The 16630-nt window shown below is 40.7% G+C and carries 15 protein-coding genes and 1 riboswitch; of the genes, 2 read left to right on the top strand and 13 right to left on the bottom strand.

The features are described 5' to 3' along the window. Nucleotides 1-9: 9 nt before the first annotated feature. The 6 genes from mmuM to PQ578_RS00120 all read right to left on the bottom strand — a co-directional run bounded on the left by mmuM (nt 10) and on the right by PQ578_RS00120 (nt 6150). Nucleotides 10-954, bottom strand: coding sequence for a homocysteine S-methyltransferase (gene mmuM / locus PQ578_RS00145; RefSeq protein WP_273831654.1), 945 nt, complete (start codon nt 952-954; stop codon nt 10-12). Further along, complete coding sequence (gene mmuP, locus PQ578_RS00140) at nt 929-2332, bottom strand: S-methylmethionine permease (protein WP_273831653.1); 1404 nt, start codon at nt 2330-2332, stop codon at nt 929-931. The genes mmuM and mmuP overlap by 26 nt, the downstream gene beginning before the upstream one ends. 82 nt (nt 2333-2414) lie before the next feature. Beyond that, a riboswitch (SAM riboswitch) is annotated at nt 2415-2517 on the bottom strand. Nucleotides 2518-2582: 65 nt separating this feature from the next. Beyond that, a complete protein-coding gene (locus PQ578_RS00135) occupies nt 2583-2729 on the bottom strand; it encodes a hypothetical protein (RefSeq protein WP_273831652.1) in 147 nt (48 codons plus the stop codon). Nucleotides 2730-2858: 129 nt separating this feature from the next. Then, nucleotides 2859-4091, bottom strand: a complete 1233-nt coding sequence (locus tag PQ578_RS00130) for an SGNH/GDSL hydrolase family protein (RefSeq protein ID WP_273831651.1) — start codon at nt 4089-4091, stop codon at nt 2859-2861. 291 nt (nt 4092-4382) lie between these two features. Then, complete coding sequence (locus tag PQ578_RS00125) at nt 4383-5558, bottom strand: GNAT family N-acetyltransferase (RefSeq protein WP_273831650.1); 1176 nt, start codon at nt 5556-5558, stop codon at nt 4383-4385. Beyond that, the gene (locus tag PQ578_RS00120) at nt 5551-6150 is read right to left on the bottom strand and encodes a hypothetical protein (protein WP_273831649.1); all 600 of its coding nucleotides are present in this window, start codon (nt 6148-6150) and stop codon (nt 5551-5553) included. The genes PQ578_RS00125 and PQ578_RS00120 overlap by 8 nt, the downstream gene beginning before the upstream one ends. A gap of 181 nt (nt 6151-6331) precedes the next feature. Here PQ578_RS00120 and PQ578_RS00115 point away from each other — a divergent pair, with 181 nt between their 5' ends. Next, complete coding sequence (locus tag PQ578_RS00115) at nt 6332-6616, top strand: spore morphogenesis/germination protein YwcE (RefSeq protein WP_098445547.1); 285 nt, start codon at nt 6332-6334, stop codon at nt 6614-6616. A gap of 60 nt (nt 6617-6676) precedes the next feature. On the opposite strand, the gene qoxD is transcribed toward PQ578_RS00115, so the two are convergent. The 7 genes from qoxD to PQ578_RS00080 form a co-directional block, all read right to left on the bottom strand. Further along, on the bottom strand, nt 6677-7000 hold the full coding sequence (gene qoxD / locus PQ578_RS00110; RefSeq protein WP_160918350.1) for a cytochrome aa3 quinol oxidase subunit IV: 324 nt from the start codon (nt 6998-7000) through the stop codon (nt 6677-6679). Nucleotide 7001: 1 nt separating this feature from the next. Next, nucleotides 7002-7610 carry a cytochrome aa3 quinol oxidase subunit III gene (qoxC, locus tag PQ578_RS00105; RefSeq protein ID WP_098445549.1) on the bottom strand — a complete coding sequence of 203 codons (609 nt, stop codon included), beginning with the start codon at nt 7608-7610 and terminating at the stop codon, nt 7002-7004. A 14-nt stretch (nt 7611-7624) separates the two neighbouring features. Then, the gene (gene qoxB, locus PQ578_RS00100; RefSeq protein WP_159786801.1) at nt 7625-9568 is read right to left on the bottom strand and encodes a cytochrome aa3 quinol oxidase subunit I; all 1944 of its coding nucleotides are present in this window, start codon (nt 9566-9568) and stop codon (nt 7625-7627) included. Nucleotides 9569-9585: 17 nt separating this feature from the next. Beyond that, nucleotides 9586-10521 (bottom strand): cytochrome aa3 quinol oxidase subunit II, encoded by a 936-nt coding sequence (gene qoxA / locus PQ578_RS00095; protein ID WP_273833199.1) that lies wholly within the window; start codon nt 10519-10521, stop codon nt 9586-9588. A gap of 383 nt (nt 10522-10904) precedes the next feature. Next, nucleotides 10905-12344, bottom strand: coding sequence for a sucrose-6-phosphate hydrolase (locus tag PQ578_RS00090; RefSeq protein WP_273831645.1), 1440 nt, complete (start codon nt 12342-12344; stop codon nt 10905-10907). A gap of 66 nt (nt 12345-12410) precedes the next feature. Beyond that, on the bottom strand, nt 12411-13805 hold the full coding sequence (locus PQ578_RS00085; RefSeq protein WP_273831644.1) for a sucrose-specific PTS transporter subunit IIBC: 1395 nt from the start codon (nt 13803-13805) through the stop codon (nt 12411-12413). A gap of 180 nt (nt 13806-13985) precedes the next feature. Further along, entirely contained in the window at nt 13986-14975 is a 990-nt protein-coding gene (locus PQ578_RS00080) for a LacI family DNA-binding transcriptional regulator (RefSeq protein WP_273831643.1), read from the bottom strand. Nucleotides 14976-15194: 219 nt separating this feature from the next. Here PQ578_RS00080 and PQ578_RS00075 point away from each other — a divergent pair, with 219 nt between their 5' ends. Beyond that, a complete protein-coding gene (locus PQ578_RS00075) occupies nt 15195-16592 on the top strand; it encodes an MFS transporter (protein ID WP_273831642.1) in 1398 nt (465 codons plus the stop codon). The last annotated feature ends 38 nt before the right edge of the window (nt 16593-16630 follow it).

Genomic DNA, 16630 nt, shown 5'->3' with positions numbered 1-16630 from the left:
TTTGACTTTCTACTGTCGCCATTTTTCATAAAGTCGCTTGATTTGTTCAGGACTTGTTCGACAGCATCCACCAATTAGTCGTGCACCTGCTTGAAACCATTCATTTGATCCATCGACAATTCCATCACACGACTCACCTTCCCGCCATGTTTTGGTCTTAGCGTCATAAAATTCTCCTGAATTAGGATACACGATAATCGGTTTATCGGTTTGAGAAACTAATTGATGAATCGCTTTTGTCACAAGCGAAGGAGACGCACAGTTAATGCCGATTGCCGCAATCTGGTCATTTTCCTTAAAATATTGAGAAGATGCTTTTAAAGACGTTCCATCGCTCATTTCTTCCTCATTTTGAAGAGTGAAAGAAAGCCAGGCATAAGTGGATGGAAAATCTTGTAATAGGGAACCTAAAACTTTCGCTTCTTGAAAAGACGGAATGGTTTCAAACGCCAAAACATCCGCACCTGCCTCAATCAATGCTTCTATTCTTGGACGATGAAACGCGGTAAGCACCTCATCGCTAACATTGTAATCGCCCCGATACTCGGAGCCATCAGCTAAGTAGGCTCCATAAGGTCCAACGGAAGCTGCGATAAAAGGTTTTGGGCGATTCAACTTCCCCTCTTGCTCCCAGAAATCATCCCGTGCCTGGCGCGCAAGAAAAACAGTTTTCTTTATTAGCTCCACTGCCTCTCCTTCACCTAAACCACGAGCTGTTAATCCTTCCATTGTAGCTTGATAACTTGATGTTATTGCACAGTCTGCACCTGCACGGAAATAATCTAGGTGAACCTGATAGATAAGCTCTGGATTTTCAAGCAAAACGCGCGCAGACCAAAGTGGGTCATTTAAGTTACACCCATATTTTTCGAGCTCTGTCGCAAGGGCTCCGTCCAATATCACCAAATTAAAATCTTCTAAAATTGCCTTAATAGGATTTTGATTCTGCCACATTGCTTATTCCCCTTTTCTTTACTCGTTTTGTTAAATAGTAACTTCCATAACATAGTGCAATAAACGGTATCCCACAGTACAATGCCACTCGCTGTGTCGGATCAAAAGCAATGCCAATCAAGGAAGCCAGACATAACACGAAAGCTAGAATCGGAACGATTGGATAGAATGGCGTTCGATAGCCGAGGTCTTTAATTGATCTGCCGCCTTTTACATATTTCTTTCTAAAAAGAAATTGTGACGCACTAATACTCATCCAGACAATGACAACAGCAAGCCCAGAAATAGAGACAAGCACCACATAAACGGTATCTGGCGCAATGATGCTTGAAAGTAGTGCTAGTGCTCCACCTAACATGCTTAAAATCACAGCATTAAGAGGGACACCATTTTTGTTGAGCCTAGCAAAAATAGGAGAAATCATTTGCTTGTCTGAAAGTGACCAGAGCATTCTCGACGAAGCATATAACCCTGAATTTGCAGCGGATAAAATAGCGGTAAGGATAACAAAATTCATCAAATCAGCTGCGTAAGGAACACCAATTCTTTCAAGTACTGCAACAAATGGACTTTCTAGAACGCCAGCTTCTGATGCTGGTAGAAGTGCTGATAATATAAAGATTGAACCGACAAAAAATAGAATCAGTCTAATTAACGTGGTTCGTATTGCTTTTGGAATGGTTTGAGCAGGATTTTCTGTTTCTCCAGCTGCAATTCCAATGAGTTCAGTTCCTGAGAAAGCAAAATTCACTGCCAGCATCGTCATTAAAATAGCAAATGCACCATTCGGAAATATGCCTTCATCTGTAAAGTTAGCGAATAAGGACTCGTTCCCTCCAGATTCCATTGGAATAAATCCTACGATCGCTGCTGCACCTAAGATAATGAACAACACGATAGCCAGAACTTTTACAAGAGCAAACCAGAATTCGCTCTCAGCAAAAAATTTCACTGTTAGAACATTTAAAATAAAAATTATAGCAGCAAACAATCCACTCCAGATCCACACGCTAACGAATGGAAACCACCTTTGCATGAGCATACCAGCAGCTGTAAACTCTGAACCTAGCGCAACTGTCCAAGTTAGCCAGTACAACCAGGCAACTGTATAACCGGTTCCTCCGCCAATGTATTGAGCCGCATAGCTATGAAAGGCACCTGTCTCAGGCATATGAACCGCTAGCTCTCCCAAACACAGCATAACCAGGTAAACAACAAGTGCACCTACCAGATAAGAAAGGATCGTCCCAATAGGGCCAGCTTGTTGGATCGTATATCCAGAACTTAAAAACAATCCCGTACCGATGACCCCTCCAAGTGAAAGCATCACCACATGTCTTGACTTCATTTCCCTTTGAAAACCTTGTTTGCTTTCCATGTTACTTCTCCTTACTTTTCCATCCAGAAAAACAAAAAACGCACTCAAAATGAGTGCGTAACTGACAAAATAAAACCGAAGGCTCTCATCTATCAGGTTTATCACCCGCTGGAGTTAGCACAGTATCCTATGGACCTGTTGCTGAGGTTTCAAAGGGCCAGTCCCTCCACCTCTCTGGATAAGAAAATATATTTTTACAAAAGTATCAAGTCAGACAAGATTTGTCAAGACGTTACGATAAAAGCACCTATCAAATATCTCTTTTCCATTGACGACTTCCCTGCATTTGTCTTTGGACAATTGTTTTCATACCATCACGTTTCTTTACTTTAGAAAATCGCGTCATCGCTTCCCTCATATCTTTCCCAGCTTGCTTTAAAATGTACTCATTTTCCATTCCCTTTCCCTCCTCCTAAAAAAAGATGGCTCCCCCTAAGAAAGTGGAAGCCATACCATGATGTTAGAACGTATATTCGGTTGATAACTCAATTTTAGCGAACGTTTGTTCTTTTTGCAAGGCTTACTTTTATTTAAATATCGAAAAATCTACCGCTTCTGCCATCTTTTTATACCCTTCGTCATTCGGATGCAAATGATCCCCAGAATCATACTTCGAGAGAAACTTTTCTGGCTCATCTGGATCCCTCAATGCTTTATCAAAATCAATGACCGCATCAAATTCTCCGCTCGTTCGAATCCACTCGTTCACTTCCTGACGCGTCTTTTCTCCCTCTTTTGTAAACATACTAGAATCTTTATAAGGAGTTAACGTACCTCCATAAATGGGAAGACCCTTTTCGTGAGTTGCTTTAATGATTTTTTTCATTCGATCAATGATTTTCTTTGAATCATATTCAGGATAGTGTCTTAAATCATTAATGCCCTCATGTAGGATAACACCTTTGATCCCTTCTTGACTTAGCACATCTCGTTGTAATCTTGCAAATGCATTTTGACCTTTTCCTTCTTCACTATTAATTAAATGGTTAGCAGAAATTCCTGCATTTAATACAGACATTCTCACGTCAGCGTCTTTCGCATTCATTCGATTAGCAAGATAATCAGGCCAACGGCGGTTTGCGTTTAACGTGGAATAGTTGCCATTTGCAATTGAGCTTCCCATTACAACGACAGATCCTTCTACAGATTCGTCAGGCACAACCTCTAAACGGTCTAGCCAGAACCATGCTTCTTCTTTTGAGGTATATGCAGAGCCCTTTTCATCTCCGGTATGGTTCCCTTTTTCAGTCATATAGACTGTTTGATTTGAACGCTGATGCCACGTTGTTGGGCCTGTTTCACGATCTACATACAAACTAACCGTTATATTTTGATCGGCGTTTACCGGAAAATCAATTGGATCACTATACTGTGTTTCTCCTTGAGGAATCGTTACGGCTTCTTTTCCATCAAAGGTAATCAACTTGTCCGTCTCCTTATCAATACTTGCACCTTCCTTGGATATCGCAACTCTCACTTCTTTCATAGATAAAGGAAGTGAACCAAATTCATTGGATAATCGAATTCGCATTTTCTCCCCTTCCATATGCGGACGAAGAATTAATCGGATTGTTTGATCCATAAATCCCTCATGAGAATTTCCATCTTTAGCTGGGGCCTGCATGCTTGCTGTCCATGAACCTACCCATTCACTCTTATTGGCTGCATCCTTCATAGAAGAAGGCCATCCTTTCGCGCTTACTATACTTAATAATCCAGCTATAAGAATCAGTACGAATAATGTTACGATACGTGTCATTGTTTACTCGCCTCTCGTTTACAGTTTCATTCAACCTCTATTAGTTATCCTTACAAAAGGCTTCGTCCATCATAACTAGCCTCAGTTGGTCTTAATCTTTCTGTCTCTAAATTGTTAATAAACAGAATACCCCTATTTGGATGGATTGATGCTCTATGTAACCGAACGTAAAGAAATTGCAAACGAAAGAACAATAGATAAAATATCTCTGAAATATAAGCACCTCTAGCACTTTTGTTATTATACGAACAAAACCCCTAATCTCACATGTGAGATTAGGGGTTTTTTGAGTTAAAAGAAGTCCATGAAATTTGTTTTCTTTGCGGAACATATGCTTTGCAATCGCGCAACTTCTTCCTTTGATCCTTCTAATAAACCAGCTTCATAAAGAAAGAAAGGCTCCTGGTATCCAGTCAATACAGAAGTCAGCGTATTAATGGTACATCGAAGGCCTCGTTTTGGTGGATGAGCACACGCTGCATTCGCCTTATCTCCCTTAAATACCCTAATTCCTTCAGCATCTATCAGGTAGCTTCCATTGTTCCATTCTGCCTGATCATCCGTAATATGGAGAAAGAGAGTCTCACCTGACTTTAACGTAAACGGATATTCCCTAAGAAAATTCTGGACATCAACAATGCGTGCCATAAAGTACGGCTCGACCGTTGTTTTCACTTTAGGATTGGCTAATAAAAAAGTGAGCTGGTCGTTTTCATTTGTTAGAATCGTAGCGTGATCAACCATAGAATCGTGCTGACAGAGATAATTCCACAATCCTCTTCTTGCTTCCCCATCTAAACAAACCATTTCTTCAACCTCTAACGTTCGATTCTCTATTTTGTAATAAATGTATCCTGTTATATCCCCCTCTTCATTTGTATAAGTAGCAAAACGAAAACCTTTCGAATAAACACGTTCCTTCCACCAATTTTCCGTTCGAACGAGCATGGCATTAAAGCGAATCGCAAACGCTTCGTAAACAGGATTCAGAACTTCATAGACGTCATCAAGTTCAACACGTCTTACTTTTCCACTTACAGCAAGAAGAGGCTTAAGATCCTGCGCTTGCAACTCTATCTTCTTCCAGTTATTCAAAACTTCATACCCAAATTTTCGATAAAAGGAAATTTGAAATGGATGGAGAAAGGAAATTGTTTGGCCCTTTTGTTTCATTTCAAAAAGCCCATTTCGGAGTAGGCGTGCAACTCTCCCCCCTCTTCTATGTTCGGGATAGGTTGCGACTGATGCAACGCCGCCCATCTTCATTTTCTTTCCTGCAAACCATGTTTCAAAGTCGATTAGATGGAGTTTCGCAGCGAGTTCATCCTCTTCGAAATCGCCCCATATTTCATGCTCGCTATATCCTTTGATTTTGTCATCTAACTCTTCTTTAGGCACTGTATATTGAAACGCATATTCTGAAAGTCGTACAGCATCGATTACTTCGTTTTTTTCTAATTTACGCATGTTTCCGCTCCTTACTGTTTTTAGTAATGACAAGAGATAATGGGCCGATAATTGGAAGCAACCCGATCCACCCCGCTACCCCATCTCGATCTCTTAAAGCAACGATTGAAAGCCCGGTTAATATAAGAAAATCAATGGTCATCACATGAACAAAATTTGATTCCAGAAAAGCTTTTTGGTAAATAGTCGCCTCTCCGAAAAAAAGCCCATATACCATTAAACCGAAAGCTAGTCCGATTAGAACAATAGACAGACCTCTCGATTGAAGAAATCCCCTCACCTTATTTGGTGTTCGATTCGAACGTTCTTTATTTTTATTTAAAATAAAGTAGGGAAGCAAACTAAAAGCACCTAACACAAAAGAGCCTACAACAAATGGCCAGGCTGGAACTGATCCACTATCGTTCCGTAGAAGAAGAATAGCAAATACCGCTGGAAAAACGCCAAGTAAGGAAAACATAGCAAGTAAACCTGCGTCTGGATCATTCATCGTTAGGAGATCTGAGAGATAAGAACCATTGCCATCCGGTGCTAGAAAAACAGAATATAAAATTAATCCAAGCCATATAATAAGGAATGAAACCCTGCTCATCGTCAACCCTACTTTCTCATTCATCTTCTTAAATCATAAAGTGATTGCAAAAAAACCTCAAATATGTGTAGAATTTTCAAACAATTGTGGTATACTAATTGTAACAAAACATTCACAAATTATCCTTTAATTAGACACAAGTTTAATTTGTAAGCGGTATCACTAAAAGGAGTTGTTCACTATGGATGTCTATATGGTCTATCTTTTCGTTATCACAGCTACACCGTTGTTTCTGTGGCAGGATTATAAGAAGCTTGCATTCGTTCACACGCCGTTTATTGTGGCAATCTGGGCACTGCTAATTTTCTACATTGGTGGCGGTATGACTCCAGTAGCACATACACTCTTCATTACACTTTTTGCGATTAACGTTTTATTTGCACACATCGCTGCTTACCTTATCTTTGCTCGTCCATTTCTTAAGGAACGTCAGCTTGCAAAGAAGATGCCACAAACAGAAGAATAAACAACTTAACTTTCAAACAAAAACCGTTGTTTCCCTTAAAGGGAAACAACGGTTTTTTAATTACATGTTCATATTGTGCATTCCGAATGACATAACCCAGATTGTACCTGCAACAACTGCCACGGCAATAAAGACCGCATATAAAATCGTTCCAACTTGAATCCGACTACTATCACTCTCTGTAATATGCATAAACATCAAGAGCTGAATCGCCGCTTGAATCAATGCCAGGATCACGACAATAATCATAATCGTTCTGAGGCTAAAGTCTGAAGCAAAGCCTACCCATAAAGCAAGTAACGTTAAGAAGATCGAAAGTCCGAAACCAATTAAATGGCTCCATGGGAAGTGGCTATGACTGTTTGTCTGCTCGTTGTTGGACATCTTACATCACCATCCCATACAAGTAGACTGCTGTGAAGATAAAGATCCACACAACGTCAAGGAAGTGCCAGTAAAGACTTGAAATAAAGACCTTCCTTGTTGTGTCAGGTGTTAACCCGCGCTGTTTTAACTGAATCAAGATAAGAATGATCCACGCAATACCCATTGTAACGTGGGCACCGTGAGTTCCGACTAATACGAAGAAGGCAGACCAGTATGCACTCGTTGTTAGTGCCGCGCCTTCATGAATGTAATGAACAAATTCATAAATTTCAAATCCTAAGAAACCTAGACCTAATGCAAGTGTAATGCCTAACCAGAGAAACAAACCTTTAAGAGAATGATTTCTCATATAGTGTATGGCAAGTCCACATGTGAAACTACTCGTTAGTAGCAAAAACGTTTCAATTAACACACCACTTAATTCAAAAAGCTCTTCTGGTCCTGGACCGCCCGCTGTACGACCTACCAATACTAAGTAAGTTGCGAACAACGTTGAAAATAGTGCAATTTCGGCGCCGAGAAAAATCCAGAAGCCTAGAATATTCAGTCGGCCAGTTTCCGACTGATATTCTAAAGGCGTGTTAGGAGAATATTCGACTGATTCCATGCTTCACGCCTCCTTTATAAAGTAGTCCTTTTTTGATCTTCTTCTATTTCTTCTACGCTTACGTAGAAACCTTTATCATAATCAAACGAACGAATGACCATTGTGGCTAGTACACCAATAAGTCCAAGGATCGACATCCAGTGCCAGGAAAAGACCATACCGAACCCGGCGATAAAGAAGAACACACTCATTACAACCGGTACACCAGAGTAACTTGGCATATGAATTGGTTTATAAGGTTTCTTCTCTTGTGTCTTTCCTTGCTTTCTTTCTTGTTTCATAATCCAGAACGCATCATGTCCTTTTGACTCAGGAAGATGAGCGAAATTATAATGCGGTACTGGAGCTGGTGTTGACCATTCAAGCGTTCTTGCATCCCATGGATCTCCAGTTGTTTCACGTGGAGAGTAACGGAAGCTGTAATAGATGTTATAAACAAGAATCAAGAATCCGATTCCCATTAATACGCCACCCATTGTGGCAAGTACGTTCAAGCTCATCCAACCGTCTGCGACCCCATACGTGTAAACACGACGTGGCATTCCTGCAAGTCCTAGGAAATACATCGGGAAGAAACATAAGTTGAAGCCTGCTACAAAAATCCAGAAAGTCCATTTTCCTAAGCGCTCGTTCAAACGATGATTGAACATCTTCGGGTACCAGAAATGTAAGCCTGCGAAACAAGCATAAACTGTACCAGAAATGAGCACATAGTGGAAGTGGGCTACAAGGAAGTACGTATTATGGTATTGATAGTCAGCTGCCGCCATGGCCAGCATAACACCTGTTACCCCACCAATAACGAAGTTTGGGATAAAGGCAAGTGACCAAAGCATTGGCGTCGTAAATCGTATTCGTCCCTTGTACAGAGTGAATAACCAGTTAAAGATCTTCACACCTGTCGGAACGGCGATTAACATCGTTGTGATAGAGAAGAACGAGTTAACTGCTCCACCTGCTCCCATCGTAAAGAAGTGGTGAACCCATACTAGAAAACTTAGTCCGGCAATAACAACCATGGAGTAAACCATTGCTTTATAACCGAAAAGCGTTTTCCGAGCAAATGTACTAATAATTTCCGAGAACATACCAAATGCTGGAAGTATAACGATGTACACTTCAGGGTGACCCCAAATCCAGAAGAGGTTTGCCCAGAGCATTGGCATACCACCATCCATCATTGTAAAGAAATGACTTCCGAACAAACGGTCAAACGTCATAAGTGCAAGCGCTACTGTAAGTACCGGAAATGCAAAGATGATGATAACCATTGTAATTAATGAAGACCATGTGAACATAGGCATATGCATGAGCTTCATGGATGGTACTCTCATTTTTAATATCGTTACTAGGAAGTTAATCCCTGTTAATAATGTACCGATACCGGCAATCTGTAACCCTAGTAAATAATAGTTCTGACCTACTGATGGACTTAGTTCTAGACCAGCTAAAGGAACATAGCTTGTCCAACCAGCTGATGGCGATCCTCCAATAACAAAAGAAATGTTAAAGAGCATTGCCCCCATGAAGAAAGTCCAGAAACTTACTGCGTTTAAAAACGGATAAGCGACGTCGCGTGCTCCAATTTGTAGCGGAACAACAACGTTAATTAAACCAATTAAGAACGGCATCGCCATGAAAATAATCATGATCGTTCCGTGAGTTGTGAAAATTTCGTTATAGTGGTTGGCGTCCAGGAAGCCTGCATCTGGGACCGTCAATTGCGCCCTCATGAGCATGGCATCTACACCACCGCGGAATAGCATCAGAACGGCTGCGATGATATACATGATACCGAGTTTCTTATGGTCAACTGTTGTTAACCATTCTGTCCACAACCATTTCCACTTTTTAAAATACGTTAGTGCAAATATGGCACCGATCAACGTTAAGGCGATCGAAACATCCGCACCGTAAATGAGCGGGTCCCCGGTGACAAAAAATTCATCCAATTTCATGGTGTCTTCCTCCTCTCTTAATGCGAGTGTTCCTCGGAATCTTTCTCAGAATCATCATGGTTCATTTCTGAGTGATCCATCTCTGAGGAATCATCTTCATCAGTTGATTCGCCGTTACGAACCTTCGTTGCATATTCAGCATCCATTCCATGATCAACCCACTGAAGGTGCGTTTCTGAGAATGTCTGCTCTTCTGTATGACCTTTCAGCATCAACTCATTGTATTTCTCTTGAGTAAGTTTAGGTGCGTTTTGCGCCTCTTCCACCCACTCTTCATAATCTTCTTCCGATTCAGCTGTTACGGTAAATACCTGTTCCGTAAACCCTTCACCAGTGAAGTTTGCGTTACGACCACGATACTCACCTACTTCATCTGCTTGCAAATAAAGTTCATTCATCATGCCAGACATCGTGTACTCCTGCCCACCAAGCGATGGAATCCAAAAAGATCCCATTGAATCGGCAGAAGCTAGTTTAAATAAAATTGGGTGATCTTCAGGAATGTGAAGATAATTCACCGTTTCGATATTTTCCTCTGGATAGCTAAAAACCCATTTCCAATCGACTGATGTAGCATGAATAACGATTGGGTCTTTATGGGACGTTGCTTCCGGTGCCTCTTCTAGTGCAAAAATCGTTTGTACAGTTGGCACTGCAAGGACAATGAGAATAATTACCGGAATAACGGTCCAAACAATTTCAAGAAAAACATTCCCCTCGATGTGAGGAGGCTCATATTCAGGACCACTCTTACGTTCACGATATTTAACAAGGATGAGTGTAAATAGCACGAACACGACCAAAACAATAAACAGCATAAATCCAATAGAGAAAAGAATTAAATTCGCTTGTTGTTCTGCTACAGGTCCTTTTGGATCAAGCACGGTTAAGTTACTACAGCCACTCAATACCATCACTGCTAGAAACATACTGAGTGCAAAAAATGATTTCATTCGCTTCACCGCCAGGCCACCTTCCTTTCTTCCTATATAATAGTTAAGTAGATTTTAAACAATAAATGACAGGGAACAACTGTTACCATTGGCTATTGTAGCAGGTTCATCGTATAAATGTGACACGTGTCACAAAGTGTCAAAAGTTGCTCATGCATTTATCACTTTTTCGACACATTTCATTCATAATTCGTTCATATTTGTGGGTTTTTTTAACTCTAATGGATAAAACAGCGCTTGCTTGTTTTGACATATTTCGCATCGTGTTTCACTCGTGTTATTTTTTTGATTGTGATCACATATTAGTTATTAGAAATCGTGAATTTAAAATAAGAAAAGAAAACAAAACCCCACTGGTCCAGTGGGGTTTTGTACGTGCCGTATTAATTTAACAACCATCTCGTCACTTGAAATTTTGAATCGCCAACAGCTTCAAATACAAGACTCTCGTTGCTTTCCTCAGGGAAGAACCTCGATGTAAAAACCTCTTCGCCACCGTTCACAAACACTTCAACGGAAGAAGAGTCAACATAAAAACGGAGCTCTTTCACGCTGTTAATCAAGCAGCTGCGCGTTTCTTCTCTCCCGTCTACAAAGCTTTTTCTCTTAAATGTTAACAATGCTTTTGTAGAATCATATGTCAGAGAGGCGTTGTTTCGTAAGTTTACCGAAAACGTTCCTTTTATTTCTTCTAGTTGAACAAGCAGCTCGTATACCGTACCGTTCAGCTCACTCCACTGTTTTAACTCATTCGACAGATTCGCTTCTTTTGTCATTTCGGTATGTCGCATCGCTTCTAGTTCCACGGCAGGTCGCTGAATGAGTCGCTCGTCCTCGTAATGAAGTTCCCTAGGAACTGTCAGGATATGAATCCATTTATGAGCAATCGTAGGGTGATGCCCTTCTGCCTGCTCCGGTACACCCATCCAACCGATGACCAACCTTCTTCCATTTTCATCAAGCGTTGTTTGCGGTGCATAAAACTCAAAACCGCGGTCAAGCTCTGTAAATCCCCCGTGACTCATCTTTCCACTTACATAATCAAGTTCGCCAGATACGTATCCTGTTTGATAAATATTTTGATACAAGTATCCTTCTGGCTCTATCCCTTGAGGTGAAAAGAGGAGAATATCCTTACCATCTAATTCGAATAAATCTGGGCATTCCCACATAAATCCTAGATCACCAATTGCTTCTTCCCCCGAAGCAGTTACGTCACCTTTAAACGTCCAATCCATTAAGTTGGCTGACTCAAATAAAACGACTCGTCCTTCTTCATTTAAGTTTTGCGTGCCAATTACCATATACCATTTACCTAAATGCTGCCACACTTTTGGATCACGAAAATGCGGTGTATACCCCTCAGGTAAGTGGAGTACCACACCTTTTTTCTCGAAGTGAATGCCATCTTCAGAAACGGCTACACACTGATAAGTTTCTCGATTGCCTTCTTCGTCCTTCACATTCCCTGTATAAAATAGATACATTTTATCTTCATAAACCACTGCACTTCCTGAATAACAACCATTCTTGTCATACCAGTCTCCCGGAGCCAAGGCGATTGGTTGAAGTTCCCAGTTCACGAGATCTGTCGACGTATAATGACCCCAGAATTTTGCACCATGATCTGTTTTGAACGGCATCCATTGAAAGAAAACATGATAAACGCCTTTCCAATGAATAAAGCCGTTTGGATCATTTAATAATCCAACGGGCGGCATTAAGTGAAATACGGAACGGAAATGATCTTTTTCAACCGTATTGCGATGTTCATTTATTTCTTTTATTGCTAACTCTTTTAATTCATCATTTCGATCGATCATATAAACCACCTAATTCGTCAAAATTTTAAAAAAGGGGACCCGCTTTTAATAAGGACCCCTTTTTCTTTATTTGTCTAGCATACCGTCTTTGTAGCCAAATGCCCATGTCAGACCGAACGCAACACCAATTGAAATGATATTCACAAGAAGGTATAAAACGATCTGGCTGTTTAAGAACAAAAGGGTACCTGGAATAACCGTAACTGCAAGACCAGTTGCTTTAAGCTTAAAGAGTGATGCAAGGAATCCACCAACTGCCCCACCAATGAGTCCCATAATAAATGGCTTCATATAGCGAAGGTTTACCCCGAAGATTGCCGGCTCTGTAATTCCAAGAAATGCAGATAATGAAGATGGAAGTGCTAGTGCTTTTAGTTTCTTCGATTTTGTTTTCATTCCGACTGCAAGCGCTGCCCCACCTTGAGCTGCGATGGCAGCTGAAATGATTGGGTTAAACGGATTATAACCAAGGTTTTCAAACAACTGAATTTCAAGGAAGTTGAAAATATGGTGAACACCCGTAATAACGATAATCTGATGGAAGAAACCAATGATTAGTCCGCTTAGTCCGAATGGAAGATCAAGAATGAAAATCGTACCATCCATAATGTACTCTTCTACTGTATGGAAAATCGGTCCGATTGCAAACAATGACAAAGTAATCATAATTAACAGGACTAGAAATGGCGTTAAAATTAGATCCAGTGCTTCAGGAACCATTTTACGAATACGCTTTTCTAATTTTGCACCGAGAAAACCAGCAACAAATGCCGGAATAACTGAACCTTGATAGCCAACGACCGGAATAAATCCTAGAAACTTAAGAGGTTCTGCATTTCCTGCTGCTACTTCCCATGCGTTCGGAAGAGCTGGCGTAACAAGCATCAATCCGAGAACAAGACCAATGGTTGGATTTCCTCCGAACACTCGGAATGTCGACCATGCTACAAGCGCTGGTAAGAAAATAAACGCTGTGTCAGTTAGAACTTGAGTGAATAGAATAAAGTTTTCCGAAATGTCCCCTGGCGTTAAACCGAAAAGGGCGAGGATTTCTTCTTGTAAAACAAGACCACGAAGTCCCATAAACAGTCCAGTTGCAACTAGTGCCGGAATGATTGGAACGAACACGTCACCAAATGAGCGAATCGCACGTTGAAATGCATTTCCCTGTTTAGCGGATTCTTCTTTCATATCGGACTTCGTTGAACCAGTCGCTCCCAGAGCCGTCACTTCATCATAAATTCGGTTAACTGTTCCTGTTCCGAAGATAACTTGATATTGTCCAGAATTATAGAAGGCACCCTTTACCTTCTCAACCCCTTCTACTCTTTCCTGATCGATTTTTTCCTGATCGTGCACCATTATCCTAAGTCGTGTTGCACAGTGAGCAACCGATTGGATATTTTCCTGGCCTCCAATGGCATCAATGACTTCCTGTGCAATCTCACGGTTTGTAGCCATATTAATAACTCCCTTCAAGGTTTATCTTGCTCGTGGTATCGATTCCACATTCTGCGAACAAGAATGCGAGCGTTTTCATTTACTCGCTCTTCTTTGCTAAATAATTCAGTATTAATTTCATTCGATGTGTGAACGATTCCACATTGATTAAAAAGAAATTGACATCGTTTTCACTAGTTACTATACACTATCTCTTTCGATAAGTCTATAATCAAGTTTAATTTTTTCTTTCTCCAAAACTTTCCCTGATAACTGTTCTAAAATAAGCTGGGCTGTTTTGTGTCCAGCATCCTCATTAAAATAGTCCACTGTAGATAGTGGTGGGGTCACATGTCGTGATAAATCTGATGCCCCAATACCAAATAAAGCGATGTCCTCAGGGATTCGAATATTTTGTTCTTTCAAAAAGCCTAGCGCTCCGATCGCCATTCGATCTGTTACAGCGAAGATCGCCGTTGGTCGACGCTCTGATTGTTCCACTAGTTGACTTGCCGCTTCATAACCTGATTCAAACGTAAAGTTACCATATTGAATCCACCCTTTTTCAACTGGGAAACCGTGCTTTTCCATTGCATCAAGATAGCCCTGTTTTCGAACAACCCCAACAGAGTGGTCAGTCTCTTGTACACCAATAAACCCAATGTTACGATGACCTTTTTCAATAAGCAACTCGGTTACACTAAAAGCAGAATGGTAATCGTCGTATACCACAGAAGTTACTCCGCTCAGCTCCTGTCCAATGGCAACAAAAGGGATCGAAGCTTCAGAAATCGTATCAAGTAAATCTTGATTGCGGTTTGTGGCAAGCAAAATAATGCCGTCAACTTGACGACTTTTTAGTAGTTTAATATTTTGTATTTCTTTCTCCGGCTGTAGTTGTGTATTTGTTAAAAGAATTTGATATCCGTTGGCTGCAAGCTCTTTCTCAATGCCATTCACAACGCGACTAGCTGTTTCCGTACTAATTCTTGGCAAAATAACGCCAATGACACCAGAGCGCTTCGTCCGCATCGTTTTAGCATGTGCACTTGGAATATATCCCATTTCCTCAACGGCTTCAACGACACGTTGCCTTGCTTCATGACTTACGTAGCCATTGTCATTAAGTACTCGTGAAACTGTTGTGCGAGAGACTCCAGCACGTTTTGCTACATCTTTAATTGTTGGCATAACCGTTCCTCCATTAATGCAGTCTTTCCTTATTTCATCATAATCGATATATCCTCGAATGTCTATAACTGGGAAAATATGTGCGGTTGAATCGTTTAGACAGGCAACTTAGTTTACATCTCCCAATTAGCCCTCTATGATTATATGGAGTGTGTATTATTTCGGGTTGCTAAATAAATCTTATTAACCAAATTTAAAAATAACTAAAGGAGGGCAGCTATGTCAGACTACTATGAACACGAAAAATTGGATGCATCGGCACGCAAAAAGTTAATTATCCTTGTTTGTACCATATTAGCTTTTGCTGTTATGAATGGAACAATGTTTAATGTAGCCATTCCCGATATTGCAGCATCTTTCAATCTTAGCCCTTCAGAAGTAAGCTGGGTCTTAACTGGATATATTCTTGTGTTTGCGATTGGATCTCTCATGTACGGAAAGTTGGCCGATATTTACCCAATTAAAACACTTTTCACTATAGGAATTAGTATCTTTGCTACTGGTGCTTTTATTGGCTTTCTTTCTCCAAACTACCCGACTTTATTAGCCGCGCGAATCCTTCAAGCGATTGGTGGCGCAACAATCCCAGCCCTTGCCTTTATCGTACCAATTCGATTCCTGCCTAATGAAAAAGGTAGAGTATTCGGACTGATTTCTTCTACGGTTGCATTTGCTTCAGGAGTTGGCCCAATCATTGGTGGCGTTGTAGGTGGCACTTTGAACTGGCGTTTTCTTTTTCTATTTTCTGTTGCCACAGTATTCGCAATACCACTCTTTCGAAAATGGTTGCCGAATGAAGAAAAGCGATCAGGCTCAATTGATTTACCAGGCGCCGCTTTAATGGCTGTATCGGTTGCTTCACTGCTGTTCTATATTACAACGTTCCTATGGTACTTACTTGTAATCTTTATCGTTTTTTTCATTCTGTTCTTATGGCGGACATTTACGATCACACACCCGTTTATCGATCCTGTGATATTAAAGAACACGAAGTATACGATAACCGTTCTAACAAGCTTTCTAGGTACATCAGCGCTTTTCGGACTGATTTTTGTGATTCCGATCATGTTGCGCGAACTAAACAGTTTATCCACCTTAAAGATTGGCCTTGTCTTATTTCCTGGCGCCATGGCAGCCGGATTGATTGGACAAATAGGCGGTAAAATTATTGAACAGCGTGGCGCCATTCTTGTCGTTAAAATTGCTCTGCTCCTAATTGCGAGCGGCACATTTTTTATCTCAACATTTTCAGGTTACAATGCATGGGTCATCGCACCTTGTTTATTAATTGCTTATCTTGGATTCCCGCTCATCCAAAGCTCAACTGCCGATTTACTATCTTCTATACTACCTGACAACCAAAACGGCGTAGGGATGGGCGTTTTCAATTTACTGAACTTCCTTGCAGGGGCATTTAGCTCAGCTATTTTCGGAAGACTTCTTGAAATGAAAAACGTGTCATTTTCCATGAATCCTTTATCACTAACGGGAGAAAATCTTATCTTTAGTAACCTATATTTAGGGTTAACGTGTATTGCGCTAATTGCTTTTTCAATCTTCACGTTGAAGTTCTTAACGAAACGTGAAAAAGCACTGTCAGAATCATCTGCTTCGTAACACTCACTAAAGAGATCGGCCATAGTGCCGATCTTTTT

The organism is Guptibacillus sedimenti (assembly GCF_028610665.1).
In the GTDB taxonomy this organism is placed as follows: Bacteria; Bacillota; Bacilli; order Bacillales; family Guptibacillaceae; genus Guptibacillus; species Guptibacillus sedimenti.
The sequence above is the reverse complement of the archived record's forward strand: the minus strand, read 5'-3'. Positions and strand labels throughout refer to the sequence as shown.

What these genes read in the sequence shown, in the direction of transcription:
- qoxC (WP_098445549.1), bottom strand. Translation starts at nt 7,610, where the DNA reads ATGGAATCAGTCGAATATTCTCCTAACACGCCTTTAGAATATCAGTCG.
- qoxA (WP_273833199.1), bottom strand. Translation starts at nt 10,521, where the DNA reads ATGAAATCATTTTTTGCACTCAGTATGTTTCTAGCAGTGATGGTATTG.
- mmuP (WP_273831653.1), bottom strand. Translation starts at nt 2,332, where the DNA reads ATGGAAAGCAAACAAGGTTTTCAAAGGGAAATGAAGTCAAGACATGTG.
- mmuM (WP_273831654.1), bottom strand. Translation starts at nt 954, where the DNA reads ATGTGGCAGAATCAAAATCCTATTAAGGCAATTTTAGAAGATTTTAAT.
- PQ578_RS00085 (WP_273831644.1), bottom strand. Translation starts at nt 13,805, where the DNA reads ATGGCTACAAACCGTGAGATTGCACAGGAAGTCATTGATGCCATTGGA.
- PQ578_RS00115 (WP_098445547.1), top strand. Translation starts at nt 6,332, where the DNA reads ATGGATGTCTATATGGTCTATCTTTTCGTTATCACAGCTACACCGTTG.
- PQ578_RS00090 (WP_273831645.1), bottom strand. Translation starts at nt 12,344, where the DNA reads ATGATCGATCGAAATGATGAATTAAAAGAGTTAGCAATAAAAGAAATA.
- PQ578_RS00080 (WP_273831643.1), bottom strand. Translation starts at nt 14,975, where the DNA reads ATGCCAACAATTAAAGATGTAGCAAAACGTGCTGGAGTCTCTCGCACA.
- qoxB (WP_159786801.1), bottom strand. Translation starts at nt 9,568, where the DNA reads ATGAAATTGGATGAATTTTTTGTCACCGGGGACCCGCTCATTTACGGT.
- qoxD (WP_160918350.1), bottom strand. Translation starts at nt 7,000, where the DNA reads ATGTCCAACAACGAGCAGACAAACAGTCATAGCCACTTCCCATGGAGC.
- PQ578_RS00120 (WP_273831649.1), bottom strand. Translation starts at nt 6,150, where the DNA reads ATGAGCAGGGTTTCATTCCTTATTATATGGCTTGGATTAATTTTATAT.
- PQ578_RS00075 (WP_273831642.1), top strand. Translation starts at nt 15,195, where the DNA reads ATGTCAGACTACTATGAACACGAAAAATTGGATGCATCGGCACGCAAA.
- PQ578_RS00130 (WP_273831651.1), bottom strand. Translation starts at nt 4,091, where the DNA reads ATGACACGTATCGTAACATTATTCGTACTGATTCTTATAGCTGGATTA.
- PQ578_RS00135 (WP_273831652.1), bottom strand. Translation starts at nt 2,729, where the DNA reads ATGGAAAATGAGTACATTTTAAAGCAAGCTGGGAAAGATATGAGGGAA.
- PQ578_RS00125 (WP_273831650.1), bottom strand. Translation starts at nt 5,558, where the DNA reads ATGCGTAAATTAGAAAAAAACGAAGTAATCGATGCTGTACGACTTTCA.